This window comes from Mesorhizobium sp. WSM4816 (assembly GCF_055811535.1).
Window position 1 is genome coordinate 373,582 of the sequence record NZ_JBVVQR010000003.1, and the last position, 26,079, is coordinate 399,660.

22 protein-coding genes are annotated in these 26,079 nt (G+C 64.3%); 10 read left to right on the forward strand and 12 right to left on the reverse strand.

Going from position 1 to position 26,079, the window contains the following annotated elements; all coding sequences use genetic code 11:
• Positions 1 to 42: 42 nt before the first annotated feature.
• The 4 genes from AC0L3H_RS06090 to nagA are packed head-to-tail and all read left to right on the forward strand — an operon-like array spanning position 43 to position 3,921.
• The gene (locus tag AC0L3H_RS06090) at positions 43 to 921 is read left to right on the forward strand and encodes a glucosamine kinase nucleotide-binding domain-containing protein (protein WP_473584826.1); all 879 of its coding nucleotides are present in this window, start codon (positions 43 to 45) and stop codon (positions 919 to 921) included.
• Positions 921 to 1,703 carry a GntR family transcriptional regulator gene (locus AC0L3H_RS06095; protein ID WP_128244746.1) on the forward strand — a complete coding sequence of 261 codons (783 nt, stop codon included), beginning with the start codon at positions 921 to 923 and terminating at the stop codon, positions 1,701 to 1,703. Before AC0L3H_RS06090 ends, AC0L3H_RS06095 begins: the two co-directional genes overlap by 1 nt.
• A gap of 32 nt (positions 1,704 to 1,735) precedes the next feature.
• Positions 1,736 to 2,746, forward strand: coding sequence for an SIS domain-containing protein (locus tag AC0L3H_RS06100; RefSeq protein WP_473584866.1), 1,011 nt, complete (start codon positions 1,736 to 1,738; stop codon positions 2,744 to 2,746).
• Positions 2,743 to 3,921, forward strand: a complete 1,179-nt coding sequence (gene nagA / locus AC0L3H_RS06105) for an N-acetylglucosamine-6-phosphate deacetylase (protein WP_473584827.1) — start codon at positions 2,743 to 2,745, stop codon at positions 3,919 to 3,921. Before AC0L3H_RS06100 ends, nagA begins: the two co-directional genes overlap by 4 nt.
• A gap of 41 nt (positions 3,922 to 3,962) precedes the next feature.
• Here nagA and AC0L3H_RS06110 read toward each other — a convergent pair whose 3' ends face one another.
• From AC0L3H_RS06110 to AC0L3H_RS06125, 4 genes are all read right to left on the reverse strand, one after another.
• Entirely contained in the window at positions 3,963 to 5,342 is a 1,380-nt protein-coding gene (locus AC0L3H_RS06110; protein WP_473584828.1) for a malonyl-CoA decarboxylase, read from the reverse strand.
• Positions 5,343 to 5,574: 232 nt separating this feature from the next.
• A complete protein-coding gene (gene rpe / locus AC0L3H_RS06115; protein WP_473584829.1) occupies positions 5,575 to 6,252 on the reverse strand; it encodes a ribulose-phosphate 3-epimerase in 678 nt (225 codons plus the stop codon).
• A 131-nt stretch (positions 6,253 to 6,383) separates the two neighbouring features.
• Entirely contained in the window at positions 6,384 to 8,342 is a 1,959-nt protein-coding gene (locus AC0L3H_RS06120) for an EB domain-containing protein (protein WP_473584830.1), read from the reverse strand.
• Positions 8,343 to 8,507: 165 nt separating this feature from the next.
• On the reverse strand, positions 8,508 to 11,906 hold the full coding sequence (locus tag AC0L3H_RS06125; RefSeq protein WP_473584831.1) for a hypothetical protein: 3,399 nt from the start codon (positions 11,904 to 11,906) through the stop codon (positions 8,508 to 8,510).
• 558 nt (positions 11,907 to 12,464) lie between these two features.
• Between AC0L3H_RS06125 and dnaK the strand changes: the two genes are divergently transcribed.
• The 6 genes from dnaK to AC0L3H_RS06155 all read left to right on the forward strand — a co-directional run bounded on the left by dnaK (position 12,465) and on the right by AC0L3H_RS06155 (position 18,415).
• On the forward strand, positions 12,465 to 14,381 hold the full coding sequence (gene dnaK / locus AC0L3H_RS06130) for a molecular chaperone DnaK (RefSeq protein ID WP_473584832.1): 1,917 nt from the start codon (positions 12,465 to 12,467) through the stop codon (positions 14,379 to 14,381).
• Positions 14,382 to 14,692: 311 nt separating this feature from the next.
• Positions 14,693 to 15,823 (forward strand): molecular chaperone DnaJ, encoded by a 1,131-nt coding sequence (dnaJ, locus tag AC0L3H_RS06135; RefSeq protein ID WP_023801455.1) that lies wholly within the window; start codon positions 14,693 to 14,695, stop codon positions 15,821 to 15,823.
• A gap of 142 nt (positions 15,824 to 15,965) precedes the next feature.
• Complete coding sequence (gene pmtA / locus AC0L3H_RS06140) at positions 15,966 to 16,571, forward strand: phospholipid N-methyltransferase PmtA (protein WP_128174786.1); 606 nt, start codon at positions 15,966 to 15,968, stop codon at positions 16,569 to 16,571.
• 238 nt (positions 16,572 to 16,809) lie between these two features.
• Positions 16,810 to 17,406 (forward strand): NADPH-dependent FMN reductase, encoded by a 597-nt coding sequence (locus AC0L3H_RS06145; protein ID WP_473584833.1) that lies wholly within the window; start codon positions 16,810 to 16,812, stop codon positions 17,404 to 17,406.
• A gap of 20 nt (positions 17,407 to 17,426) precedes the next feature.
• The gene (gene pyrF / locus AC0L3H_RS06150) at positions 17,427 to 18,110 is read left to right on the forward strand and encodes an orotidine-5'-phosphate decarboxylase (RefSeq protein WP_473584867.1); all 684 of its coding nucleotides are present in this window, start codon (positions 17,427 to 17,429) and stop codon (positions 18,108 to 18,110) included.
• A 17-nt stretch (positions 18,111 to 18,127) separates the two neighbouring features.
• Positions 18,128 to 18,415 (forward strand): DUF1330 domain-containing protein, encoded by a 288-nt coding sequence (locus tag AC0L3H_RS06155; protein WP_473584834.1) that lies wholly within the window; start codon positions 18,128 to 18,130, stop codon positions 18,413 to 18,415.
• A gap of 48 nt (positions 18,416 to 18,463) precedes the next feature.
• Here AC0L3H_RS06155 and AC0L3H_RS06160 read toward each other — a convergent pair whose 3' ends face one another.
• The 8 genes from AC0L3H_RS06160 to AC0L3H_RS06195 form a co-directional block, all read right to left on the reverse strand.
• Positions 18,464 to 18,817, reverse strand: coding sequence for a cupin domain-containing protein (locus AC0L3H_RS06160; RefSeq protein ID WP_473584835.1), 354 nt, complete (start codon positions 18,815 to 18,817; stop codon positions 18,464 to 18,466).
• 25 nt (positions 18,818 to 18,842) lie between these two features.
• Positions 18,843 to 20,228 (reverse strand): NAD(P)/FAD-dependent oxidoreductase, encoded by a 1,386-nt coding sequence (locus AC0L3H_RS06165; protein WP_473584836.1) that lies wholly within the window; start codon positions 20,226 to 20,228, stop codon positions 18,843 to 18,845.
• Positions 20,229 to 20,252: 24 nt separating this feature from the next.
• Entirely contained in the window at positions 20,253 to 21,362 is a 1,110-nt protein-coding gene (locus AC0L3H_RS06170; RefSeq protein WP_473584837.1) for an ABC transporter ATP-binding protein, read from the reverse strand.
• A 1-nt stretch (position 21,363) separates the two neighbouring features.
• Positions 21,364 to 22,149: an ABC transporter permease gene (locus AC0L3H_RS06175; protein ID WP_473584838.1), complete on the reverse strand. Its 786-nt coding sequence runs from the start codon at positions 22,147 to 22,149 to the stop codon at positions 21,364 to 21,366.
• On the reverse strand, positions 22,149 to 23,039 hold the full coding sequence (locus AC0L3H_RS06180; RefSeq protein WP_023801446.1) for an ABC transporter permease: 891 nt from the start codon (positions 23,037 to 23,039) through the stop codon (positions 22,149 to 22,151). The genes AC0L3H_RS06175 and AC0L3H_RS06180 overlap by 1 nt, the downstream gene beginning before the upstream one ends.
• A gap of 10 nt (positions 23,040 to 23,049) precedes the next feature.
• Positions 23,050 to 24,120 (reverse strand): extracellular solute-binding protein, encoded by a 1,071-nt coding sequence (locus tag AC0L3H_RS06185; RefSeq protein ID WP_473584839.1) that lies wholly within the window; start codon positions 24,118 to 24,120, stop codon positions 23,050 to 23,052.
• A 29-nt stretch (positions 24,121 to 24,149) separates the two neighbouring features.
• Positions 24,150 to 24,818 (reverse strand): helix-turn-helix domain-containing protein, encoded by a 669-nt coding sequence (locus tag AC0L3H_RS06190; protein ID WP_287344250.1) that lies wholly within the window; start codon positions 24,816 to 24,818, stop codon positions 24,150 to 24,152.
• Positions 24,819 to 24,925: 107 nt separating this feature from the next.
• Positions 24,926 to 25,996: a D-alanine--D-alanine ligase family protein gene (locus AC0L3H_RS06195; RefSeq protein WP_473584840.1), complete on the reverse strand. Its 1,071-nt coding sequence runs from the start codon at positions 25,994 to 25,996 to the stop codon at positions 24,926 to 24,928.
• Between the last annotated feature and the right edge of the window lie 83 nt (positions 25,997 to 26,079).

Sequence of the window (26,079 nt, forward strand, 5' to 3'; positions counted from 1 at the left end):
ATTGGTATTTTATTGGTATTATCCGCCGGGAGGAGAAATCATGTGAAATTCGTGCTTGGCATCGATGGCGGCGGCACCAGCTGCAGGGCGGCTCTTGCAACGGTGGACGGGACTGTCGTCGGCCGCGCCAAGAGCGGTGCGGCCAACATCCGCACCGATCTCACCGGCGCCAGGGCCAACATCGTAGAGGCGGCAAGGCAGGCCTTTGTCGCCGCCGGGCAGGATCCCGAACTGATCCCGCAGACCCCGGCCATCCTCGGCCTCGCCGGCGCCAATGTCGGCACCTACAGGCAGCAGCTCGAAGCGATCCTGCCGTTCAGCCAAAACCGTGTCGAGACCGACGCCGAGATCGCCCTGGAAGGCGCGGTCGGCTCCGGTGACGGCGCCATGGCTATCCTCGGCACCGGCACCGCCTATATGGCGCGCAAAAACGGCAAGTCCCGCGCCATCGGCGGCTGGGGATTCCAGGTTGGCGACCAGGGCAGCGGCGCCCGCATCGGCCGCGACCTGCTCGAGCAGACGCTGCTCGCCTATGACGGCATCCGCCAGGGATCGCCGCTGACGCAGGCCATGCTCGCCGTCTTCCGCGACAATCCCGAGGATTTGGTCGAGTTCACCACCAACGCAAAACCCGGCGATTTCGGCGGCTTCGCGCCCAAGGTCTTCGAGCATGCCGAAAAGGGCGACGCCGTCGCCAACTGGATCCTCGACAAGGCAATCGCCGACGTCGAGGCAGCACTTGGCGTGCTCGATCTCGGCGACGACGATCCGCTCTGCCTGCTTGGCGGGCTGGCGCCGCTCTATGCACGACGCCTGTCGGCGCGCTACCGGGCGCTGCTGAAGCCGCCGCTCGACGATGCGCTGGGCGGCGCCGTGCAGATGGCGGTGCGCGTTTTCTCGGGTGCGACGGAGGCAACGTGATGAGCGAGGCCGCCGATCAGATCTTCGCCACGCTGAAACAGTCGGCGCAAAGCGGCGCGCCGCTCTATCTGCAGCTCAGGAAGAGCATCGAGGACGCGGTCAATCGCGGCCTGATCGGGCCGGGCGACGCGCTGCCGTCCGAGCGCGACATCGCCAGCAAGGCCGACATTTCCCGGGTCACCGTGCGCAAGGCGGTGCAGGATCTGGTCAAGGGCGGCATCCTCGTCCAGCGTCACGGCTCCGGCACCTTCGTCGCGCCGCGGATGGAGCGCGTCGAGCAGTCGCTGTCGCGGCTGACGTCCTTCACCGAGGATATGGCGCGGCGCGGCATGGCGGTGCGTTCGGCCTGGCTCGACCGCGGCCTCTATGCGCCCTCGCCGGACGAGATGATGGTGCTCGGCCTGTCGTCGAACGAACTGGTGGCGCGGGTGGCGCGGCTGCGCATTGCCAACGATACGCCGCTGGCGATCGAGCGCGCGGCACTGTCTGCCAGCGTGCTGCCCGACCCGGCGGCGATCGGTTCGTCGCTCTACGCGGCGCTTGAAACGACCGGCCATCGGCCGGTGCGGGCGGTGCAGCGCATCTCCGCCGCCAATCTCGGCGACGACGACGCGCGCCTGCTCGAAGTGCCGCCTGGCATTGCCGGCCTGCACATCGAGCGTATTTCCTATCTGGCGAGCGGCAAGGTGATCGAATTCACCCGCTCCATCTACAGGGGCGACGCCTATGATTTCGTCGCCGAGCTCCGGCTGAGCGGGCCGGGCGAAGAGGGCCGGCCATGAGCACAGTAAACACCCAAATGGGGATTACCCATATGCGGCGCGAGATCGAGGAGATCCCGGAGGCCACCGCGCGCCTGCTCGACGGTTCGGCGGCGGTACTGACCGAGGCCGGGCGCGGCATTCGCGAGCGCGACCCAAACTTCGTCGTCACCGTGGCGCGCGGCTCCTCCGACCATGCCGCCACCTTCATGAAGTATGCGGTGGAACTGACCGCCGGCCTTGCCGTCGCGTCGGTCGGCCCGTCGATCGCTTCGATCTATGGCGCTAGGCTCAAGCTGGCCGGCTCGGCCTGCCTGGCGATCTCGCAGTCGGGCAAGAGCCCGGATATCGTCGCCATGGCGCAAGCCGCGAGAGCCGGCGGTTCGCTGACCGTCGCCATCACCAACACCGCCGATTCGCCGCTGGCGCGGGCCTGCGATTATGCCATCGACATCTTGGCCGGCCCGGAGCGCAGCGTCGCGGCGACGAAGACCTTCGTCAATTCAGCCGTCGCCGGCCTCGCCTTGATGGCGCATAGCACCGGGGACGACAAGTTGCTGGCGGCGCTCGCCCGTTTGCCGGAACATTTCCGCAAGGCGATCGCCTGCGACTGGATGACGCTGGCCAGCGCCCTTGAGACGCAGAAGTCTCTGTTCATCCTCGGTCGTGGTCCGTCCGCGGCGATCGCCAATGAGGCGGCGCTGAAATTCAAGGAAACCTGCGCCATGCATGCCGAGGCCTATAGCGCTGCCGAAGTCATGCATGGCCCACTGGCGCTGGTCGGGCCTGACTTTCCGGTGCTGGCGCTCGCCGCCCGCGATGCTTCCGAGCCGTCGGTCGCAGAGGCCGCCGACAGCCTGGCGGGCAAGGGCGCGGCGGTCTTCGTGACTTCGGACAAGGCGACAAGCGCTCAGCACCTGCCGCATGTCGCCACCGGCCATCCACTGACCGACCCGCTGGCGCTGATCGTGTCGTTCTATGGCTTCGTCGAGGCCTTTGCCCGCCATCGCGGTCTCGATCCGGACACGCCGCCCAATCTGCGCAAGGTGACGGAAACCATATGAGCGAGCGTTTTGCCCTGACTGGCGCCCGGATTTTTGACGGCGACGACTGGCACAACGACGCTGCTCTTGTCGTGCGAGACGGTCTCGTCGAAGCCATCATTTCTGCTCGAGCCGTTCCGTCCGGCGTCGAGCGTATCGAAACCGGCGGCGGCATGCTTGCACCGGGCTTTGTCGACCTGCAGGTCAATGGCGGCGGCGGCATCATGCTCAACGACCATCCCGATGTTGCTTCGATCGAAACCATCTGCCGGGCGCACGCGCCGTTCGGCACGACGGCGCTGCTGCCGACGCTGATCACCGACACGCCTGAGATCACCGCGTCGGCGGTTGCCGCCGGGGCCGAGGCCGCACGGCAAAAGGTGCCGGGCTTTTTGGGCCTGCATCTCGAAGGCCCGCATCTGTCGGTCGCCCGCAAGGGCGCGCATGACCCGGCGCTGATCCGGCCGATGCTGGATGCCGACCAGGCGATGCTGATTGCGGCGCGGAAAACCCTGCCGGTGCTGCTGACGACTGTAGCGCCGGAATCGGTGGAGCCGGCGAGGGTTTCGGCGCTGGTCGAGGCCGGCATCGTCGTCAGCCTCGGCCATTCCGACACCTCCTATGCCAAGGCGCGCGCGTTTGCCGACGCCGGCGCAACAATTGTCACCCATCTGTTCAACGCCATGAGCCAGATCGGCAACCGCGAGCCGGGTCTGGCGGGTGCCGCCATCGATACCGGCACATTGTTTGCCGGGATCATCGCCGACGGCATCCATGTCGATCCCGCCACCATGGCCATCGCGTTGCGCGCCAAGCAGGGCCCCGCAAAAATTTTCCTGGTCACCGACGCGATGGCGACGATCGGCACCGACATGACCTCGTTCACGCTGAACGGCCGCGCCGTCTACCGCAGGGACGGCAGCCTGCGGCTTGCCGACGGGACGCTGGCCGGCGCCGATCTCGACATGATCGCCGCCGTCCGCTTCGTCCACCGTGTCGTCGGACTGGACCTGTCGGAGGCGCTGCGCATGGCTTCGCTCTATCCGGCGCAGGCGATCGGCCAATCACACCGGCTCGGGCGGTTCGCGAACGGCACCGCCGCCGACATCGTTGCGCTGTCGGACGAATTGGACGTCAAGGGCGTCTGGATAGAAGGCAAGAGGGTTTTCGAGGTCGGCGTAGCAAATGGCGCCTAAGGTATCAGCCGTTCGGCCCGCAGCCTGAAGCGGGTGGTTGTTCAAGTGTCCCTCTTGTCCCCAATCACCTGGGCTGGCGCCGGAAGCCGCGACGCGGCCGGTCTCGCCGGTTTCGGCAGCAGGCGGCGCACGGCCGGCGCGGCCGCCACATCGTTCCTGGCGGCGAACAGCTCGTGGTTCTTCTCGATGTCGTCGAGCTTGTAGCGATAATTGACCATCAGGCCATGCGCCTGACGCAAGGCGCGGGGCGACAGATCGCCGAAAAGATCGATGCGCTCCAGCCGCGCGCCATTGCCGAGATGGAACCGGGCGACCGGGTCGATCACCTTGCCGGAGGCGGTGCGGGACTCGAGAAAATACTGTGCCGCAAGAGGAAGCAGCGCCGGGCCGACGCGGTCGCGAGCGACAGCGTCCGCATGCCAACCCTCGTCGGCGACGAGGTCCAACACTTCGGCGGCGGAGGGGATGGTTTCGGCCTGCTCGGTCAGCCAGCGGGCAAAGCCCGGCACTGGCGACAACGTGACGAAATCGGTCAGGCCGGGAAGGTCGCGGCGCAGATCCTCGACCACCTGCTTGATCAGAAAATTGCCGAAGGAGATGCCGCGCAAGCCCTCCTGGCAGTTGGAGATGGAATAGAACACCGCTGTCGTAGCCTGCCGTGGCGGCACCGGCGGCCGCTCGTCGGCGAGCAGCTCGGCGATCGTCGTCGGCATCGCCCGGGTCAACGCGACCTCGACGAAGATCAGCGGCTCGTCGCCGAGCTGCGGATGAAAGAAAGCATAGCAGAGCCGGTCGGCCGGCTCGATCCGGCGGCGCAGATCGTCCCAGGTGTGGATGGCATGCACCGCCTCGTAGCGGATGATTTTTTCCAGGATGTTGGCCGGCGTCGACCAGTCGATCCGCCGCAGCACCAGGAAGCCGCGGTTGAACCACGACGACAGCAGGTGGGTGAAGTCGGCATCGACGATGGCGAGATCGGGCGATGTGGGCAGCCGGGCGAGCAGATCCTCGCGCATGCGCACCAGCGTCTCGATGCCGCCGGGCGCCAGGTTCAGACGGCGCAGGAGCTCCTGCCTGGCCGGCTCGGCGGCGTCGTGCAGGGCAAGTGCCGAGCGATCGTCCGGCGTGGCGCGATAAGCATCCACCGCAGCGGCAAGCCTGGCGTGATCGGTGCCGAAACGATCGCGCAGCACATGCAGGAAAGCCAGCCTGCCGTCGGCCCCGAGGGTGCGCCAGCGATCGAGTATTTCTCTTGCATAGGCGACGCCCGATGCCTCGCCCTGGCTGGAAAGCAGACGGACGCACAGACGTGCCAGGCTGTCGGCCGAAACCGGCTCGTCACCGCGCACGAGGTTCAGCATCATCCGGCCGCGGTCGGCGATGGTGTTCAGCAGGTCAGCGAAGAAGGGGCTGCGGTTCATCGATCCGACCGTCGAAGAGGAGCCTGCGGGAGGGTCCGGAGAGACATGAGGGTGAGACAGAGAATATGGATGGTAGTTTTGGATATGCCAATAAGATCGCCAAAAATGGACAAGGCCATTTTGGCTGGGGATCGCATGTCACGAGCACAAGCGCACCGGCGTCGGCCAACGAATTCCTGACCTGGCTGGGAGAACAGCGCGTGCCGGTGACGGCTCGCCGGCAGCGGCAGCGTCAGCCGGCCACCTGGTCGGCCGCTGTCCTGATCGCCTCGATGTTCGCCCGATAGGCTTCGACGCTGTCGCCCTTGAAGATAGCCGCACCGGCGACCAGCACGCTGGCGCCGGCGGCTGTGACCAAAGGTGCTGTTTGCGGCGAGATGCCGCCGTCGATCTCGATTCGGATCGGCCGATTGCCGATCAGCGCCTTCACCCGCTTCACCTTGTCGACGACCTCCGGGATGAAGGCCTGGCCGCCAAAACCCGGATTGACGGTCATGATCAGGATCAGATCGAGCCGGTCGAGCACATATTCGATCGCCGTTTCCGGCGTCGCCGGGTTGAGCGACACGCCGGCCTGCTTGCCGAGGTCCCTGATCGTCTGCAGCGAATGGTCGAGATGCGGCCCGGCCTCGGCATGCACCGTCATGCCGTCGCACCCGGCTTCGGCAAACGCCTGCAGATAGGGATCGGCCGGCGCGATCATCAGATGGCAGTCGAAGAAGGTTTTGGTGCGGTTGCGGATCGCCTTGATCACCGGCGGGCCGAAGGTGATGTTGGGCACGAAATGCCCGTCCATGACGTCGAGATGGATCCAATCGGCGCCGGCCGCCACCACCGCCTCGACCTCGTCGCCGAGCTTCGAAAAATCCGACGCCAGCACAGATGGCGCGATCAGGGTCTTTTGAGCCATGTTCGCTTCCCGTTCTTGAGCCCGCCTTCGCCGTAATCGTCTCAGCGCTGCTTGTCGACAGGAATCCGGTGCCTGCGCAAAAGGAGAGAGGCAGCGTTGGCCACCTCTCTCCCTGTTCAAGCGTCGCGATTTCAGTTCACCGGATGCAGCGGCCTGGCCAGTGGTGGCAGCAAGACCTTGCCGCTGCCTTGCTTCACTTTTTGCAGATTGGGCTTCTTCACAGGTTGCCTGGGCACGCAGTGTCCACGCACCAGTTTTTCGGTTGCCCGGCAGGCGGTGATGATCAGCGGGTTCTTAACGCATGCCTTGCCGACCAGATGATAGCCGCGCTTGCAGTCGATAATGATGGAGGGCTTGCGCACACATCTCCCGTCGATGCGCTGTTCGTTGCGCTTGCACCTGTCGGCGATCACCGCATTGCGCACGCATTTCAGCCCCACCCGATGGTAACCGGGCAGGCAGTGGATGCTGACCCCGATGCACTTGCCGTTAACACGCTTTTCGGTGCTGCGGCAGGCAGCCACGAGCGGCCTGTCGACGCATTTGCCACGGATAAGCCTTTGGCTCGGCAGGCATGTGCGGCCGGCATCGATGACGACCGGCGGAAGTTGCGGTTTGCCGGGATTGGGTGGCGTATCGACCGCCAGATCATCGGCATTCGGATCAAAATTGCGCTTGATGCAGGTAAAATCCTCCGTGCTGTTGTCGACGGTGGCGATCGAACCGTTCTGCTTGATCTCCTGCAGGGTCCACTGGATCGAGCGGGTTCTGACGATGCTGAACTCGTGTGCGGCGCTCGCCTTGAACACACCGCCACCATTGAAGGCGGCCGTCGTGTCGGTGAAGAATGCGCCGTTCGAGCAGCTGATGCGGTAGTGAAACGCACCCGGCGCCTCCCGCTCGACGTCGAACGCCACCTGGCCCTTGCGCGGGCAGAGTTTTTTGAAGCCAGCGCTGTCCGAGACAGTGACCTCGCCCTGCCAGTCCGAATGCGCCGGCGGGTTGTCGGGGTTGTCCTGAGGTGCGTCGGTGAAGCCGCCCCCACCCGCGCCGGTGCAATGGACGGTGATGTCCTTCCAGCCGTCGAATGGTTCGAACGGACCGTTGCCGACGATCTCGGTCTTGTACTGGAAATAGGCGGTGGCGCCGACATCCTCCCATTTCTCATAGGTGGCGAAATAGCCATTTTTGGTCGCGTCGTGTGACGCCCACGCCTGCTGCACCTCGGAGGTGATCGGCCCGTCGTTCTTCTGGCGCCAGATGCGCATCGACACGGGCCCGGCCTGGTTGGCCTGCGCCCGGCTCGTGACCTTCAACGACGGGCAGACCGTACCGGGCGTCGAGCCGGTCTGGTGCGACTGGTAGGTGGTCAGGAACAGCTTGACGTTGTCCACGTCGAATTCGCCGAAATCATTGGCGACGTCCTGAACCGGCGGCTTTATGACGGGGTCGCAGACAATCTGGACGTCGAACGTTCCATGCTCGGCATAGTGCGAGTCGTACAGCGGATGGGGCCAGTTGCCGCCCTGGGCCTCGCTGACCGCATTGTCCATGTCGAGCGCCGTGTCGGTCAGTGCCGAGAAGCTTGCATGGAAGCTGTGCGTGAACGAGTAAGACTTTGTCGGCCCATCGGGCTGGAGGTGCTGATTGCACCGGGCAATGATCTGGTCGCCGTAAGGCACGACGGCGATACCGGTGTCCGACGACAGCGGTATTATGGAGGGATCGAAGGAGAAATTTTCCTGATGATCGTAGTCGCGGCTGACAGGTGACGTGCTCCAGATCGGCGGAAACGCGCCGCACTGGCCTGGCCCACAAACGCCGAGCGCCACGCCGACATCCTGCACATAACCTGGCCACCGTGTGTTGAGCTTCATGTGGCCCCAGAACTGGACGTTGCCGCTCTTAAGCGTGTCCCACTTTTGCTTGTCGCTGGAACCGACGTGGATCGTCGTGTTGGCGCTTTCGGTGTTGAACGACATTGACTTGATGTTCGCCTGCTTGGCGAAGGCCGGTGTGGTAGCGAGCGCGGCTGCGATCAGGGCAGCGGTCGCTGCCGTATTGCGGAAAGCATGCTTGGCTGAAGACATTTTCTCTCTCCCTGAAATGTTGCTTCACGGAGTTTGTCGCCGACTGCAGCGATTAGGTTCACGCGGCGGCTGAAACGTCCGACCAACACCAAAACCCCGCCGGGTTGCTCAGGCGAGGTCTTGGTGTCGCGGTCCAAGGTGACGGAATGTTGCGCGCCGTGTCCCCTACTGGAGAGCCCGCGGCCTGCGCCTCGGCTGCTGCAGGATGTTCGGGTTCAGCAGCAGGTTCGGATTGATCTGCAGCGTCGGCGCCCTGCGGATAGGGAGGCAGTCCGGATACTGTCCGACTGTCCCGACCGGGCAGCGCCGCCTGATGATCGGCTGGCACCGGCCGTTGATCAGCCGTGAACCAGGCGCGCACTCCAGCTGCGCCCGGCGGCATGCGCCTCTGATCACCTCGGTCCCGCGCGGGCAGACACAGGCGCCGCGTTTGTTGTGAACCTGGCCGCGGATGGTGCACAGTTCAACCGTCGGTTGCTTGACGATCGGCAAGCAGGCCCTGCCCCTCAGTTCCGTCCGTCTCGGACAGACGCAATCGCCGCTCTTGGTACGGATCTGGCCCTTGAGCAGCACGCAGCGCTCCTTCGGTTTCGGTATGATGACCGTGCCGCCACCCGACGAGCACTGGCCGCTGCGGAAAGTGGTGCCTTGCGGGCAGACGCAGCGGCCGGCGTCGTTCATGACGAGGCCCTGCGAGCACGCCTTCTTCCCCTCATTATTCTTGATGGTGAAGGGATGGCAGGCATAGGCCTTGCCGCGATCGCCCTGCACGCTGGTCAGGTCGCCGGAGAGCATTTTGCCCGCACCTCGCACCGGCGTGTCGGGCGACAGCACGCCGACGCAGTTCTGGCCGCTGACGGCGCCCTGCAGGTCGGCCAGGCGGCCGTCGTCGGGAATGATCGCGGTCACACGGTGAACGTGGCTTTCCCCGGCGCCGAGCGTCAGATTGGCGATGCAGGACGCAGGCAAGGTCGCCGGTTCCGGCGCACAGCCGAAGGGCGGGTCGATCGAGGTGATCGCAACGCCTTCCAGCCGGCCAAGGCCTTCGACACCGATCGCATCACCAATGCGAACCGGACCGGAGAAGGCGTTTTTCCCATCATTCGCGATGGTCAACTCGAACGAGCAGGGCTGGCCGACCCGGCACTCGGCATCGCCGGTTTTCTCGACACGGATGCTCGAGGCGCCGCCACCCTTGGCGCAGGCCCTGCCGATCGGATGGACGATGTCGTCTCCTGGCGCCGGACCGTAGGAACCGCGTGCGCAGTTCTCGAACACGCCATTCGCCGCAAGCGCCACGTCGAAGTGGCGGCTGGTTCCGGGCGTCATGACGGCGCCGGGAATCTGGCACGACAACGCATTGGCCGGAACCGGTCCGCACGTCCATTCCGCGCCGTCGGGTGTGACGGTCTGGATCTGGACGGGCGCGCCGCCAGCCACCAGCGTGGCGGCATCGTTGACCCAAACCGGACCGGTGGGGGCACTGGTGCCGGTGCTGATGACGGTGATGCGGCAGGTGACGGCCGCAGCACCGGCCAGCGCTCCGCTGCACAGTTTGGTGAGGCGCATGGCCGGCTTGCCGCTGTCGGAATGACGGATGCGTTGCCTGGCGCATGCCCTGTTGTTGGTGAGGTCGTTCTCGCCGGGGATGGCTTTCACCTCGGCGCAGTTCTCGACCGTGTTTGGCCGGTAGCCGGCCGGCATCACCGCCTTGACGAAGATTGGCGTGGAAGCGCCCGGCGAGAGCACGATGCCGGCATTGTCGCAACGGAACTGGCCGGGGCCGTTCGGTCCGCATGTCCATGGCGGGATCGGGCCGAAGCTCGACGATGCCGGCACGCCACCCGGATAGGTGTCGGTAACCGTCAGCGGCCCGTCGTAGCGGACGTTGCCGTTGTTGATGATATCGATCACGAAGGTGCAGACACCATCTGCCGTGCAGACCGGGGTGCGGGCACGCTTCTTCAGGATCAGATCGACCTTCTTTTCCACCGGCGGCCGGCAGTCGCGGTCCCGGTCGCCACGCCGGCAGATCGGGATCGAGGCGCCGGCACGGCCTTCGCAGGGATGCCAGACTTCGACGTCGCCGACATGCCCATCTGCCTCAGGGCCTTCTACCTCGGGGTCTTCGAAATAGCCGTCAAAGTCGACGAACCACGCGCCGAAAGGCGGCACGTTGGCCGGCTTGACCAGCGCCGTCGGCGTGATCTGCACACCGTGCACGGCGAGCGGCCCGCCGCCGGCAAGCCGTTCGGCAAGCGCGGGGTTGTCGCGCAACTTGTCTGCGGCCTTGACCAGCGTCTCGGTGCAGACGCTCGCGTCGAGATTGCCGTCGGCGTCATAGCCATATTGCAGGTCGAGGCCGCCAGCCGACTGCCGGTTGTCTTGCGGGAAGCCGACCGCATAGTCCTGCGGCATTTCCACCCAGATTGATTCCGTCGCCGGATCGTCCGGGTTTTCGCGCCAATAGCGGAAGACCTCGCCCGTGCCGGTATCGGCGAACCGGCTGTAGTCGTAGCGGTTTTCCACCGGGCCGCGCTGGGCCAGGTACATGAAGCCGCTGATGTCGAAAGCGATGTCGGTGACGGCGTTGTCGGCCTTGACCGTCAATTCCCAGCGCGGGTCGCCAGCAAAGCTGCCGTCGCGGGCAACGCCCACCGACCAGAGTTCGGCCTTTTCACCGACGGAATAATAGAGGCGGCCGCCGTGATAGGCGACGGACCAGACGCGACGCTCATCCTGCGTATAACCCCAGCTGTCGGGGTCCTCGCTGTCGAAGACAGCGCCCTCGATGTCCATCACCAGGCCATCGTCGGCAAGCGGGGCCAGCCCTTGCGCCGGGCGCCCGGCAACGCCGTGGTCGAACCTGTCGAGCAGTACGCCGTTGGCGTCGATGCGGTGGATGAGACCGGTGTCGAGGTCGCTGGCGAAGAACTGGCGGCGGATAGTGTCGAAGATGACGTCGCCGATGCCAGGGCCGCTGTTGGTGTCGAGGTCGGCGAATTTGCTGACCTGGCCGGTGATGCCGTCGATCTTCCAGATCGTGCCCGGTCCGCCACCGTTCTCGGTGCCGAACTGGCCGTCCATGAAGGTGGCGCCGGCAGCACCGCGACGCTGCCGCTCGGGACGACCGTCCGCATCTTCGTCTGACGTGACGATGCGGACGCCATGCAGCGAGGTGGCGCCGGCATAGAGGTTCGCAATGCCCGAGGGAGCACCGTCGCGTACGCCGTCGTCATAGGTGATGCCGAACACCTGGCCGATCTGCGCGGCCGTCACTTCGAAGGGCGGCGGCGTGAAGACGAGTTGGCCGGAGGCCCGCCCGCCCAGCCTTGAAACGTCAAAGACGCGCAAGGTTGCGCGCGTCGTGTCGATAAAGGTCTCGTCGACCGGGTCGACGCTGGGCGGCAGGCCCTCCTCAAGATCACGAATGACGGTACCGGAAAATCCGGTCACCGCCATCGAGCCTGGATAGATGATCTGCGTTTCCTGCGCTTGGACGGCACCGCCAAGCCACAGGATGGTGGCGAGCGCCAACGCCGGAAAGCCGCTGGCCGCTTGCATCGCACGGCGCAAACGGCCAGCACGAGAGCGCACGAACGCGCCGTGGTCGCAAGACATGGAATTCCCCCCGCGGGCGACGGGAGAAACATCCGACGTTTCCGCGCAAATCAGGGCAAGGCGCGACGTTCCGGCACGTTTTTCCCTGATCGAATTGTCTGCTTTCCTCGTGATCACGATATGCCGGCTCTTACGCATGGTCAACGCAACAAGCGAAACGCCTGGCATATCGACCCCACCCCGAAAGCGGTGGTCGCGCCGAGCCTGGATTGCCAGTCATGGCCTTCCTTTCCAGGGCCGCACCACGCGGCGCATCCGGGTGTCAGTCGCGAACCGACGCGGAAAGGTTCATGGGCCGGAGAACCCTGGCCGGGCCGGGAAAAGGATGTGTTGGATGCCTTGCGCAGAATGCTTGCGCGCCGCGCAGCCTGTTCTTATATACGCGCCAAGCCGTTCGGCGCCGGAATGCCGGTTGCCGAAGCGGAATTTCTTGTGAACAGGGGCTTTCGCCGGAACGCCTGTACGGGTCCTGAGAGCCTGCTTAGCGGAGAGATTAGAAAAATGGCAAAAGTAATCGGTATCGATCTGGGGACCACCAACTCCTGCGTCGCCATCATGGACGGCAAGGAATCGAAGGTCATCGAGAATGCGGAAGGCGCGCGCACGACCCCATCCATCGTCGCCATCAACAGCGACGGCGAGCGCCTCGTCGGCCAGCCGGCCAAGCGCCAGGCGGTCACCAATCCTGAAAACACCATCTTCGCGGTCAAGCGCCTGATCGGCCGCCGCTATGACGATCCGGTTACGGAAAAGGACAAGAAGCTTGTCCCCTACCAGATCGTCAAGGGCGACAATGGCGACGCCTGGGTCGAGGCCGGCGGCAAGAAGCAGTCGCCCAGCCAGATCTCGGCAATGATCCTGCAGAAGATGAAGGAAACGGCGGAAGCCTATCTCGGCGAGAAGGTCGAGAAGGCGGTGATCACCGTTCCGGCCTATTTCAACGACGCCCAGCGCCAGGCCACCAAGGATGCCGGCAAGATCGCCGGCCTGGAAGTGCTGCGCATCATCAACGAGCCGACCGCGGCCGCACTTGCCTACGGCCTCGACAAGAAGGAAGGCAAGACCATTGCCGTCTATGACCTTGGCGGCGGCACGTTCGACATTTCGGTGCTCGAAATCGGCGACGGCGTGTTCGAGGTGAAGTCGACCAATGGCGACACCTTCCTCGGCGGCGAGGATTTCGACATGCGTCTGGTCGAATATCTGGCGGCCGAGTTCAAGAAGGAACAGGGCATCGACCTGCGCAGCGACAAGCTCGCGCTCCAGCGCCTCAAGGAAGCGGCCGAAAAGGCCAAGATCGAGCTGTCGTCGACGACGCAGACCGAGATCAACCTGCCCTTCATCACCGCCGATGCCACCGGCCCCAAGCACCTGACGCTGAAGCTGACGCGGGCGAAGTTCGAGAGCCTGGTCGAGGATCTCGTCCAGCGCACGATCGAACCCTGCAAGGCGGCGCTCAAGGATGCCGGCCTGAAGGCCGGCGAAATCGACGAGGTCGTCCTGGTCGGCGGCATGACCCGCATGCCCAAGATCCAGGAGATCGTGAAGCAGTTCTTCGGCAAGGAGCCACACAAGGGCGTCAATCCGGATGAGGTCGTCGCATTGGGCGCCGCCATCCAGGCCGGCGTGCTGCAGGGCGACGTCAAGGACGTGCTGTTGCTTGACGTGACGCCGCTGTCGCTCGGCATCGAGACGCTGGGTGGTGTGTTCACGCGGCTGATCGAGCGCAACACGACGATCCCGACCAAGAAGAGCCAGGTGTTCTCGACTGCCGAGGATTCACAATCGGCCGTGACCATCCGCGTCTTCCAGGGCGAGCGTGAAATGGCCGCCGACAACAAGGCGCTCGGCCAGTTCGACCTGGTCGGCATTCCGCCGGCGCCGCGTGGCGTGCCGCAGATCGAGGTCACTTTCGACATCGACGCCAACGGTATCGTCAACGTCTCGGCCAAGGACAAGGGCACCGGCAAGGAGCACCAGATCCGCATCCAGGCGTCTGGCGGTCTTTCGGACGCCGACATCGAGAAGATGGTGAAGGACGCCGAAGCCAATGCCGAGGCCGACAAGAAGCGGCGCGCGTTGGTCGAGGCCCGCAACCAGGCCGAGGCGCTGGTGCATTCCTCGGAAAAGTCGCTGAAGGAATATGGCGAGAAGGTTTCCGAGGCCGACCGCACGGCGATCGCCGATGCGATCGCGGCGCTGAAGACCGCTGCCGAAGGCGACGACGCCGCCGAGATCGAAGCCAAGACGCAGGCGCTCGCCGAAACCTCGATGAAGCTCGGCCAGGCCATGTATGAGGCTTCGCAGAAGGAAGCTGCGGAAGTTGACGCCAAGGCGGACGCCGCCAAGGACAGCGACGTGGTCGACGCCGACTTCGAGGAAATCAACGAGGACGACGACAAGAAGAAGTCGGCCTAAGCGGCCTGCCGGCAGGTTTAGGCGCATGACCCCGAAATCGGAATCGATTTCCGGAAAGGATCATGCGCAAAAATCAAAGTGCTATAGCGTCCTTTGCGTGTCCAACAGGACGCGCGGCGCTGTAGTAAAGCCCGGCGTAAAGCCGGGCTTTTTTGCCACTCTGGCCGAAAAAGTGTGTGCCTGATCGAAAAAGTGCGGGCAAGCCCGTGTCAACACTGGCATCCCGGCTCCATCGCACCTAAATCGGAACAGCGTGCCGGCGAACGACGCAAAGTGCTTCAAGACGTTGAATATCCGGACTGCGGGAAAAGATGAAAGCTGATTTCTACGAAACGCTGGGCGTGCAAAAGGGGGCCGACGAGAAGGAGCTCAAGAGCGCTTTCCGCAAGCTGGCAATGCAGTTCCACCCCGATCGCAATCCCGGCGATCATGCCTGCGAGCACAAGTTCAAGGAAATCAACGAAGCCTACGAGACGTTGAAGGATCCGCAGAAGCGGGCGGCCTACGACCGTTTCGGCCACGCCGCCTTCGAACAGGGCGGCATGAACGGCGGCGCACACGGCTTCGGCGCCGGCGGTTTCGCCGACATCTTCGAGGATATTTTCGGCGACATGATGGGCGGGCGTCAGCGCCGTTCGTCAGGCGGACGCGAGCGCGGTGCAGACCTGCGCTACAATATGGAAATCACGCTGGAGGAGGCGTTTGCCGGCAAGACGGCGCAGATCCACGTGCCGGCATCGATCTCCTGCATGGAATGCTCCGGCAGCGGCGCCAAGCCCGGCACCCAGCCCGTCACCTGCTCGATGTGCAACGGCCACGGCAAGGTGCGCGCCACGCAGGGCTTCTTCTCGATCGAGCGCACCTGCCCGCAATGCCAGGGACGTGGCCAGACCATCAAGGAGCCGTGCGCGAAATGCGCCGGCCAGGGCCGCGTCACCGAGGAGCGCTCGCTGTCGGTCAACATCCCGGCCGGCATTGAGGACGGCACCCGCATCCGCCTCGCCAATGAGGGCGAGGCCGGCCTGCGCGGCGGCCCGTCGGGCGATCTCTATATTTTCCTGGCGGTCAAGCCGCACGAATTCTTCCAGCGCGACGGCGCCGATCTCTACTGCAAGGTGCCGATCTCAATGACGACGGCTGCCCTTGGCGGTTCCTTCGAGGTGACGACGCTGGACGGCACCCAGACGAAGGTCAAGGTGCCGGAAGGCACCCAGAACGGCCGTCAGTTCCGCCTCAAGGGCAAGGGCATGCCGGTGCTGCGCCAGCACAATGTCGGCGATCTCTACATCCAGACCGCGGTCGAGACGCCGCAGAACCTGTCCCGCCGCCAGCGCGAGTTGCTGGAGGAGTTCGAGCAGCTTTCCTCGAAGGATAATTCGCCGCAGTCGAGCGGCTTTTTCGCCCGCATGAAGGACTTTTTCGAGACCTTCAGCGAGCGCTGATGGCGACTCTCGCCGATCGGATGTAGAATACAACCGAGCGGAAGCTCCCCTAGCGTCATCAACACCTTATACCGGCGTCCGCCTTGCCTTGAAGCCCGTAGCTGCTAAGTAGCCACTCGGGGGACCGTTCAGGAGAACTTGCATGGCACATGGTCCCGGACTGCGAAAGACGCTGGCAGAGAAGTTCGACGACGAACTGAAGTTCTTCAAGGGCTGGATCGACAAGCCGAAGGCGGTCGGTTCGATCGTGCCGACCAGTTCCATCACGGCCCGCAAGATGGCCTCCGTCGTCAACTCGATGTCGGGCCTGCCGGTGCTCGAAGTCGGGCCCGGCACCGGTGTCATCACACGAGCCATCCTCGCCCACGGCGTAAAGCCTGAAAATCTCTACGCAGTCGAATACTCCCCCGATTTCGTGCGCCATCTGCGCCAGCTCTATCCCGGCGTCAACGTCATCGAGGGCGATGCCTTCAATCTCGATGCGACGCTCGGCGACAAGAGCGGCCTGACCTTCGATTCGGTCATCTCCGGCGTGCCACTGCTCAATTTCCCGGTCGAACAGCGCGTCGCCTACGTCGAAAGCCTTCTCGACCGCATCCCGACAGGCCGCCCGGTCGTGCAGCTGACCTACGGCCCGCTGTCGCCGATCCCGCCCGGCCGCGGCGACTACACGGTCGAGCATTTCCATTTCGTCATCCGCAACATCCCGCCTACGCAGCTTTGGATCTACCGGCGCGGGGCGCATTAGGGTGTGCCGATATTCAGGTGAGACCGGCCTGCAAATGGCAGCTTCCTGCGCTTCCGGTGCTCACGTACTTCAAGTACGCTCCGCTCCGGTTCTCGGAACCAACCATTTTCGGCTCGGCCTGACCTGAATCTCAACACACCCTTCACTCATGTGCCCCCAAGATCCCTTTTCGATTTTTGCGCCGGTGCGTTGATTTGACAGATCCCTGGCTGTACCTGTCCGGGAACAAGGGGGCCCGATGGCAGTGATCGCGAAAATTCTCGTCTTCGCCGGTTCGATTCGCTCTGGCGCCTACAGCGGCAGGACCGCCGATGTGGCGCAGAAGGAACTCGCCCTGCAGGGCGCCGAGGTGACCCGCATCTCGCTTGCCGACTATCCGCTGCCGATCCTCGACGAGGACCTGGAAAAGGAGAAAGGCATTCCCGAGAACGCCACCAAGCTTGCCCGGCAAATCGCGGCCCATGACGGGCTGCTGATCGCGACGCCCGAATATAACGGCTCGATCCCGCCGCTGCTCAAGAATACCATCGATTGGGTGAGCCGGGTGCGCACGGATGACGGGCGGTCGTTCAGGCCGTTCACCGGCAAGCCCGCCGGCCTTTGTTCGTCTTCCAAAGGACATTTCGCCGGGGTACGCTGCATCAACCATCTGCGCGCCGTGCTGGTGCGCTGCCAGATGGAGGTGGTGACGCCGGAGTGCTCTGTCCCGGAGGGCGGCAACGCCTTCGACGAGGACGGGAATTTCAGGGACGAGCGACTGCACAGATCGATGGAGCACCTATGCCGCACGCTGATCGAAACCTCGCGCCTGCTGTCGACGCGGATCGAGGCGTGATTCAGGAGCGCGCCACCACCATGCAAGACAGGCTGATCGTCGGCCTCGACGTGCCGACGCTGAAGGACGCCGAGACGGTGGTGCGCGAGCTCGACGGGGTCGTCTCCTTCTACAAGATCGGCTATCAGCTCGCCTTCGCCCGCGGCCTCGACTTCGCCCGCGAGCTCGCCAGCGGCGGCACCAGGATTTTCCTCGACATGAAGCTGCTCGACATCGACAACACGGTGGCCAAGGGCGTCGAGGCCATTGCCAGGATGGGCATGACCATGCTGACGCTGCACGCCTATCCGAAGACGATGAAGGCAGCGGTCGAGGCCGCCAGGGGCAGCGATCTCTGCCTGCTTGGCGTCACCGTGCTGACCTCGATGGACGAGCAGGACGTGATCGACGCCGGTTATGAGCATGACCCGCATACGCTGGTGCTGAGGCGCTCCGAGCAAGCGCTGCATGCCGGCATGGGCGGCATCGTCTGCTCGGCCGAGGAAGCGGAAGCGGTGCGCCGGATCGTCGGCCCCAACATGGCCGTCGTCACGCCGGGGATACGGCCCAAGGGCAGCGACCATGGCGACCAGAAACGCGTCGTCACGCCGGCGCAGGCGATCCGCAACGGCTCCAGCCATCTCGTCGTCGGCCGGCCGATCGTCAGCGCCGCCGACAGGCGAGCGGTCGCGGAAGCAATTCTTGACGAAATGCGCTCGGCCTAACAATTCGGAGAACAAGCATGCCGAAGGGATACTGGATCGCCCGCGTCGATGTGCGCGATGCGGAAGGCTACAAGGACTATGTCACTGCCGCCAAACCGGCTTTCGATCGTTTCGGCGGGGTTTTCCTGGCACGAGGCGGTGCGCATGAAAAAGCAGAAGGGCCGGGCCGCGACCGCAACGTGATCATCGAGTTTCCGTCATTGGCTGCGGCGCACGATTGCTATCGCTCGCCCGAATACCAGCGCGCCGTCGCGATCCGGCAGAAGGTGGCCGACGGCGAGATCGTGCTGGTCGAAGGGGTCTAGTTTAGTTCAGCGGCCACTGCCGTACCGTCGCGAACGTGCCCGTGGCGTTCAGATCGAATGCAGGATGTAAAGCTTGCGCGTTTTCTCATGGATGGTCCATTCGCCCTCCCAGCCAAGCGGCAAGACGAGCAATTCGCCGGGTCCGACATCTTTGGCTGCGCCACCAGGACCGTGCAGCGTCATGCGGCCGGACACGATGTGGCAAATCTCGGAATTCGTGTCACGGCGCGCGGTGAACCGGCCTTGGGAACATTCCCAGACACCGACTTCGATCTTGCCATCCTCCGACGTCCAAAGCGTGTTGGCTGCTTCCAGCTGATCGCCTTCCAGCGAGGTGGGTTTCGGCTGGGGCTCACCGAGGTCGATATGCGCCAGGTGGGCGAAGGTCTTGAAGTCGATCATTGCTAAATCCTCGAAGTGATGCGGGTCAGTGCCCGGTGATGCGATCGGCCAGGGCGGCCAGCCGCGACGTGCGCGGCAGCCCCTTTGCTTCCCGCTCGTCGGCAATTCGATAGAGCTGATACATCGAATGGACGCCAAGCCAGCGCAGCGGCTCTGGCTCCCACTTGCGCACGGTTCGATTGACCCAGGGAAGCCGCGTCAACTCGGTGTCGTTGCCCAGCAGCAGATCGCGCAGAGTGCGCCCTGAGAGGTTCGAGGTGGAAACGCCGAGGCCGACATAACCGCCGGCCCAGCCTATTCCGGTGTGCCTGTCAAAGCCCACCGTCGTGCACCAGTCGCGCGGCACCCCCAGCGTTCCACACCACGCGTGGTCGAGCTTGAGCCCCTTGGTCTGCGGCAGAAGCGTCGTCAGGATTTTATGCAGCTTGTCGATCGTCGCCTGCTGGGTGACGCCTCGAACGTCGGTCTTCGAGCCGAACCGATAGGGCACCCCGCGCCCGCCCATGGCAATGCGTCCTTCCCGGGTGCGCTGGGCGTAGCAGTAAGTGTGCGCGGCGTCGCCGAGCACCTCGTAGCCATCCCAGCCGATTTCGCTCCACAGCTTGTCGGAAAGCGGCTCGGTGACCACGATGGCGCTGTTGAGCGCCAACCACAGTCTTTCGTGGCCGGCGATTCCCGCGGTAAAGCCCTCGGTCGCCCGCACGATCTTTTCGGCTCGCACGACGCCCCGGTTGGTTGCGACCGTGCCCTTCTCGATCGACAGCACGGTCGTCTGTTCGTAGATCGGGACGCCGAGCCGCTCCACTGCCCTGGCGAGCCCCTGCACCAGCTTTGCGGGCTGAATCCGCGCAACCTTCTTGATGACGAAGGCGCCGCGGGCGTTGTGTACCGCTATGCGCCGACGCATCTCGGCTGCATCGATATACCCGACGCGCTCGTCGGTCAGCGCCCAGGATCTGGCATGGGCATACATCGCCTTGGCGCGCTGCTCCTGCGCCTCGTTGGTTGCGACCAGCAGTTCGTCGGTGCGACGAATGTCGGCGTCGATGCCTTCGGCTTCCGCAACCGATATGACCTCGTTCACCGTGCCCGTCATTGCCGCCTGCATGGCGATGACTCCAGCGCGCGAGGTTGCCTCCTCATATTTTTCGCGCGACCAAGAGAACCCGCCGGACAGCCAGCCGCCATTGCGCCCCGAAGCACCGAAGCCGGCGAACTCCTTCTCGATGACGACAATATTGAGATGCGGGGCTGCGTGCTTCAGATAATAGGCGGTCCAGAGGCCGGTGTAGCCGGCCCCGACGATGCAGACGTCGGCCACGATATCGCCCTGCAGCGGCGGCCGATAGCCGGGCACGCCGCCGATGTCGGCATACCAGAATGAAACGTCGCCGTTCTTCTTCACGTCCATTGTCGCGATTTCCCAGACAGGATTTTAGGTCAGCGTGAAATCGGCGTTTTCGTCGTCGGCCAGCAGCTTCACGTCGCTGCCCGCGAATACGAGGTCGACCTCGTCGCCGATGGCGAAGGTCTCGGCCTCCAGCGCCGAGCGCACGATCGCCTTCGAGGTGTCGGCCAGCACGACCTCGTATTTGGAGCCAGATCCGAGATAGATGGCCTCGCCGATGCGCCCGGGCAGGGTGTTTCGATCTTGTCCGCCCTTTCCCCGCCTGGCGAGGCTCAGCTTCTCCGGCCGCAGCAGCATCACCGGCTTGGCGCCGTCGGCAAGGCGTTTGGCGGCGGCCACTTTCCGTCCGGCTACCTCGATGGCGGTCTCGTTGCCGGAGGTGGAGGCTGCGCCACGCAGTATCGTCGAGTCGCCGACGAACTTTCCGACGAACAACGTCTCGGGCTCGTCGTAGAGTTGGCGACCGGTGCCGATCTGCTCGATGCGTCCCTGGTTGAACACGGCGATGCGGTCAGAGAGGACCAGGGCCTCCTCCTGATCGTGCGTGACGTAGACGAAGGTGGTGCCCAGTTCGCGGTGGATCCGTTTGATCTCGAGCTGCAGCCATTCACGCAGCTTCTTGTCGAGTGCGCCGAGCGGCTCGTCCATCAAGAGCAGCGGCGGGTCGAATACGATGGCACGCGCCAGCGCGACGCGCTGCTGCTGTCCGCCGGAGAGCTCGCTGGGGAAGCGGTGGCCGAAATCGGCCATCCTCACCATGTCCAGCGCCTTGCGCACCCGGGCCGCGCGATCGGGATTGGCGATGCCGCGCAGGGTCAGCGGATATGCGACGTTCCTGCTCACCGTCATATGCGGGAACAGCGCGTAATGCTGGAAGACGACGCCGATATTGCGTTTGTGCGCCGGTACGCCGATGACGCTTTTGCCGCCGACGTCAAGTGAACCCGAGCTGACTTCGGTGAAGCCGGCGATGACGTTGAGTGTGGTCGTCTTGCCCGAACCGCTGGGTCCGAGCAGCGTCATGAACTCCCCCGGCTCGATGCGCAGCGAGACCTTGTCGAGGGCGATGAAGCTGCCATAGTGTTTGCTGACGGATTTGAGATCTATGGCTGCGCCGCGGGTCGATGGTGAGGCCATGTCAACGTTTTCCCTGTCTCGAACCGATCAGCAGCCCCGCCCCGATCACCAGCGACGTCACGATGAAGAGCAGCGTGCCCACTGCCGCAACGGTGGGGTCGGCGTCCCGGGTGATGCTCGAGAATATCTGGACCGGCAGTGTCTTCAGATACGGGCTGGTGATGAACAGCGCGACGATGATCTCGTCGAATGAGGTCACGAACGCAAACAGCAGTCCCGACAGGATGCCCGGCGCGATCAGCTGCAAGGTCACCGTCCTGAACGCCGTCAGCCGGGTCGCGCCGAGGCTGGCCGCAGCAGTCTCAAGCCGTTTGTCGAAGACTTCCAGGCTGGCGGAGACGGCGATGATGACGAAAGGAACGGCGAGCATCGTGTGGGCCAGCACGAAGCCGGTCATGGTGCCGACCAACCGCGTATCGAGATAGACCGCGTAGATTCCGACGGCGAGCACCACCCCCGGCACGACCATTGGCGTGATCAGCAGCGCGCGCAGCACGCCGCTGACGCGACTTTTCATGCGATCGAGGCCGAATGCCGCCAGCGTGCCGATGACGGTGGCGAACAGCGCCGTGACGACGGCAACCTTGAGCGAGCCGACCAGGCTCGCCGACCATTCGGGGTTGGTGAAAAAGTTCTGGTACCACTGCCAGGAAAAGCCGGATGGCGGAAAGGCCAGCGACTTCTTGTCGTTGAACGACATCGGCACGACGACGATTGTCGGTGCGACCAGCCAGACCGCGACCAGCAGGCAGTACAGACCGAGCAGGATTCGACCGGGCTGTTTCATCAGCGTCTCGAGCCCGTCTTGTGCGGTTGACGCGACAGCGGTGCTGCGAGTGCGAGCAGGACGAAGGTGGCGATCAACAGCACCACACCCATCGCACCGCCGCGACCCCAGTTGAGCAGGCTGAGCACCTGGTTCTGGATCAGGGTCGAGAGCATGGTCGACCGCGGACCACCGAGCAGCGCCGGGGTGATGTAGAAGCCGAGTGCAAGAATGAAGACGATGATGGCGCCCGCGTAGACGCCCGGAAGCGAGAGCGGCAGATAGACCTGGGCAAAGGCGCGCGCCGGGCTCGCGCCGAGGCTCCGTGCCGCCTGCATGAGCCGCAGGTCGATCGTCTTCATCACCGAATAGAGCGGCAGGATCATGAACGGCAACAGCACCTGCGCCATGCCGATCACCACGCCTGTCTGCGTGCGGATCAGCTTGACCGGGCTGAGGCCGACTGCCCTGATGACGGAGTTGATCACGCCGGAATCCTGCAGCAGGATGACCCATGCCAGAGTGCGCACCACACCGCTCACCCAGAACGGCACCAGCACGCACAGGATGAGGACGAGCCGCATCCTGGGTCCGACCGCGGTCATCACATAGGCATAGGGATAGCCGGCAATGAGACATACCAGCGTCACCCAGGCGGAGATCGCGAAGGTCCGCTGAAGCACCGTCAGATTGACCGGTGTGCCGAAGAACCAGGCATAGTTCTGCCATCCCCATTGCGGCTCGGAAAAGCTGCGCAAGGTCACGATGGCGAGCGGCAGGCCCAGGCAGATGACGAGCAGCAGCAGCGCCGGCGCGACGAGCCAGAAAGCCTGTCCACGAAACCAGCGCCGCCGGCCGTCTGCCGTGACAGCCGGAACAGTGTCCCGGCTGTCGATTGCTCTCGTTGCCACGGCGGCGGACCTAATTGCCGGCCATCAACCCATTCCACTTTTCGTTCGCCACCTCGAAGTTCTCCACCCAGAACTTGATGTTCTGCTGATAGCCAAGCTTCAGCTTGTCCGGCGTGTTGGTCATGAACGCCGCGGTGATCTCGTCCACTTCGGGCTTCGCGTCCTTGTGGATCGGGGTATACGAGGTGGTTTTTGCAAGCGTCTCCTGCGCGCTCTTGCCGAGATAGGCGTTGATCAGCGCATGCGCCGCGTCGGGGTCCTTGACGCCCATCGGAATGGTCATCTGGTCCATCACCACCAGCCAGTCCTGCCACGCCGGCGTGTACTTCGCGCCGTTCTTGACCGCGGTCATGGCACGTCCGGTCCACATCGCGATCATGTCGGCTTCGCCGGATTCGGCGAGCTGCTGGGAATCGGCGCCGGTCTTCCAGAAGATCGTGTCGGGGCCGAGCGATTTCACCTTCTCGATAGCCTTGTCGATATCGGCCACCGTCATGTTTTCGACCGACCCGCCGGCGGCGAGCAGCGCCTGCTCGATCATGCCGCCGGACAGATCGCCGCTGCCCTCCAGGGCGCGCGAGCCCGGGAATTTCTCGATGTCGAAGAAATCCTTCCAGCTCTTGGGCGGGTTATCCTTGTACTTTTCGGTGTTGTACATCAGCACCACGCCATAGTTCATGGCCGGCACGCTGCATTCGCTGATCTGGCCCTCCGGAATGTTGGACGTATCGATCTTTGAGAAGTCCAGCTTCTGGAACAGCTTGCCGCAATAGACGTAGGGCGGGAAATCGCCGGTATCGACAACGTCCCAGGTAACATTGCCGGACTCGACCTGCGCCTGCAATTTCGAGACCTCGGTTGGCCCGTCGCTGAGCAGCGTCACGCCTGACTTGTCGACGAACTCTTTCAGCGCGGCGATCTGACCATCCTGATAAATGCCCCCATACGAGACGAAGGTGAGCGTCTTGCCCTTCAGCGAGCCCTCTGCTACCTCGCCCGCCACCGGCTTGCTCTGCGCAAGCGCTGCTGTGGTGATCATCAGCAGCCCGAGCGCGGCCACCTGTCCGGTCTTGGTCCTCATGTTTTATCTCCCATTTATGTGCGCCCGCATTAGTTCGGTCCGTCCGGCTGCGAGCCTTGTCCGGGCGTGTATCGATTGAGTTCCGCCGCGCCACTGGTCGGGGGCGCGATGATCCAGAGCACCTGCGCCGGCTTCTTGCCGACATTCTCTGTACGATGCGGCGTCGAGGTGGCGTATTCGATGCTGTCGCCTTCGTTCATGACGAAGCGCTCGTCTGCCAGCGTCAGCTCGACAGTGCCCTTCAGGACGACGAACATCTCGTGCTTGCCGCCATGCGTGTAAGCTTCGTCGCCGGTCGAGCCGCCGACGTCGAACTCCCCCGAATAAACCTCGAATTCATGGATCGGCCGACGCGACAGCAGCGTCTTTCGGCAACCGTGGCTGATCGGCAGCAGGGGGCGGTGGGCTCTGGTAAGCACCTTGTGGAACCCACCTTCAGTCTGCTCGAACAGCTCGTTGATGCCGAGATCCAGGGCTGCCGCGATCCGCATCAGGGTGCTGGCACTGGCGCCGCTCAGATTGCGCTCGAGCTGGCTGATGAAGCTCGCCGTCGTGCCGACCATGTCAGCCAGTTGGCGAAGCGAAATGCGTCGGGCCATGCGAATGGCCTTGATCCGGCCGCCGACATGCTTGGCCTTGCCGGCTTCCGTCGTCGCCAGCGCGGCTACCTCCGGGAATGTCGCAGGGTCGACTTTCACCGAGTGCCTCCTTCACTTAACACCCTATTAAGTGAAATGTCGGAACGCAAGCCGTTTGTCGAGGCACGGTCCTGGCCCGTCGGCGCGGCTGCGTACGCGGGCGCTGCTCATTTCGTGGGCGAGGCGAAAAAACGGCTCGCGGCGGTCGCGGCCATCGCATCGGCGAGGCCCATCTGCCATTGCGTGCGGCAATAGGCGCGGAAATCGAAGCAAGGCAGGCCCGGGCAGACCTCGAACTCGATGAGGTGGATGCTATCGTCGGCTTCGATCCGGAAATCGACGGAAAACACATCCCGCAGGCCAAGCCCGGCGATCAGGCTTTGCGCGATCCGTCGGATCCTTGCATCGGCTCGCGGCTGGCTGGCGGCAACCGGCAGCAGCACCGGCTTGGCATATGTTCCCGCCGCCCTGGCAGCCTCGCCGGTGTCGCCGTAGAGCGCCAGGCTGTCTTCCATTGTCTGGAAATCACTTCCCGACTCGACAAAGACGATGCCGAGCGCTTCGACGCCGGTGTCCGGATTCAGACCGAGAAAACTGGCGCGCGCATTGCGCCCGGTGACGTAGGGCTGCACGACGACATCGTCGCGATAGGCAGCGAAGACGCGCCGGCTAAGCTCAAGCGCGTGGCCGAGATCTCTGCTGCGCGAATCCGGCCAGATGCCAATCTTAGCGCCGAGCCGGCTCGGCTTGACGAACCAGCCGGCTGGCGAAGCCGGTGGCTCGACCAGCCAGCGTCCGTCGCGTGCCAAACCGGATTGCGGCACCGGCAGGCCGAGTGCGCCGAGCACGGCGCCGGAGCGGAACTTGTCCTGGCAGAGCGCAAACAGCGCATCATCGGCGCCGAGCAGCTTCAGGCCGTTCAGCCTTGCCAGCGCCGGCGCCGCACCGCCACGGAAATAGGCGATGCCGTCGGTCAGCGTCCACACCAGCGTCGTCTGCGAATCCTCACCGGCAAGCAGATTTGCGGCATCGTCGAGCGCCACTGGCGCGAAGGACAGGCCGCGCGTCTGGCAGGCTGCGGCCAGCGCGTCGAACTCAGGGGCGATGTCGGTCGATTGCGCCAGATAGGAGGTGATTTCGGCGGCGCGCGCCGGCACGTGGCCATCAGCAACCAGCCGCTCGAAGCAGGCGTTTTCCGGCTCGTAGACTAGGATCAGCTTCGGCCTGCGGCTTGTCATGGCATCAACGATTCCTGGCGATGAACGGGCCTGGCAGCGCGACTGCCTACCATCGCATGGCGGATGTATCAGGCTTTCGCGAA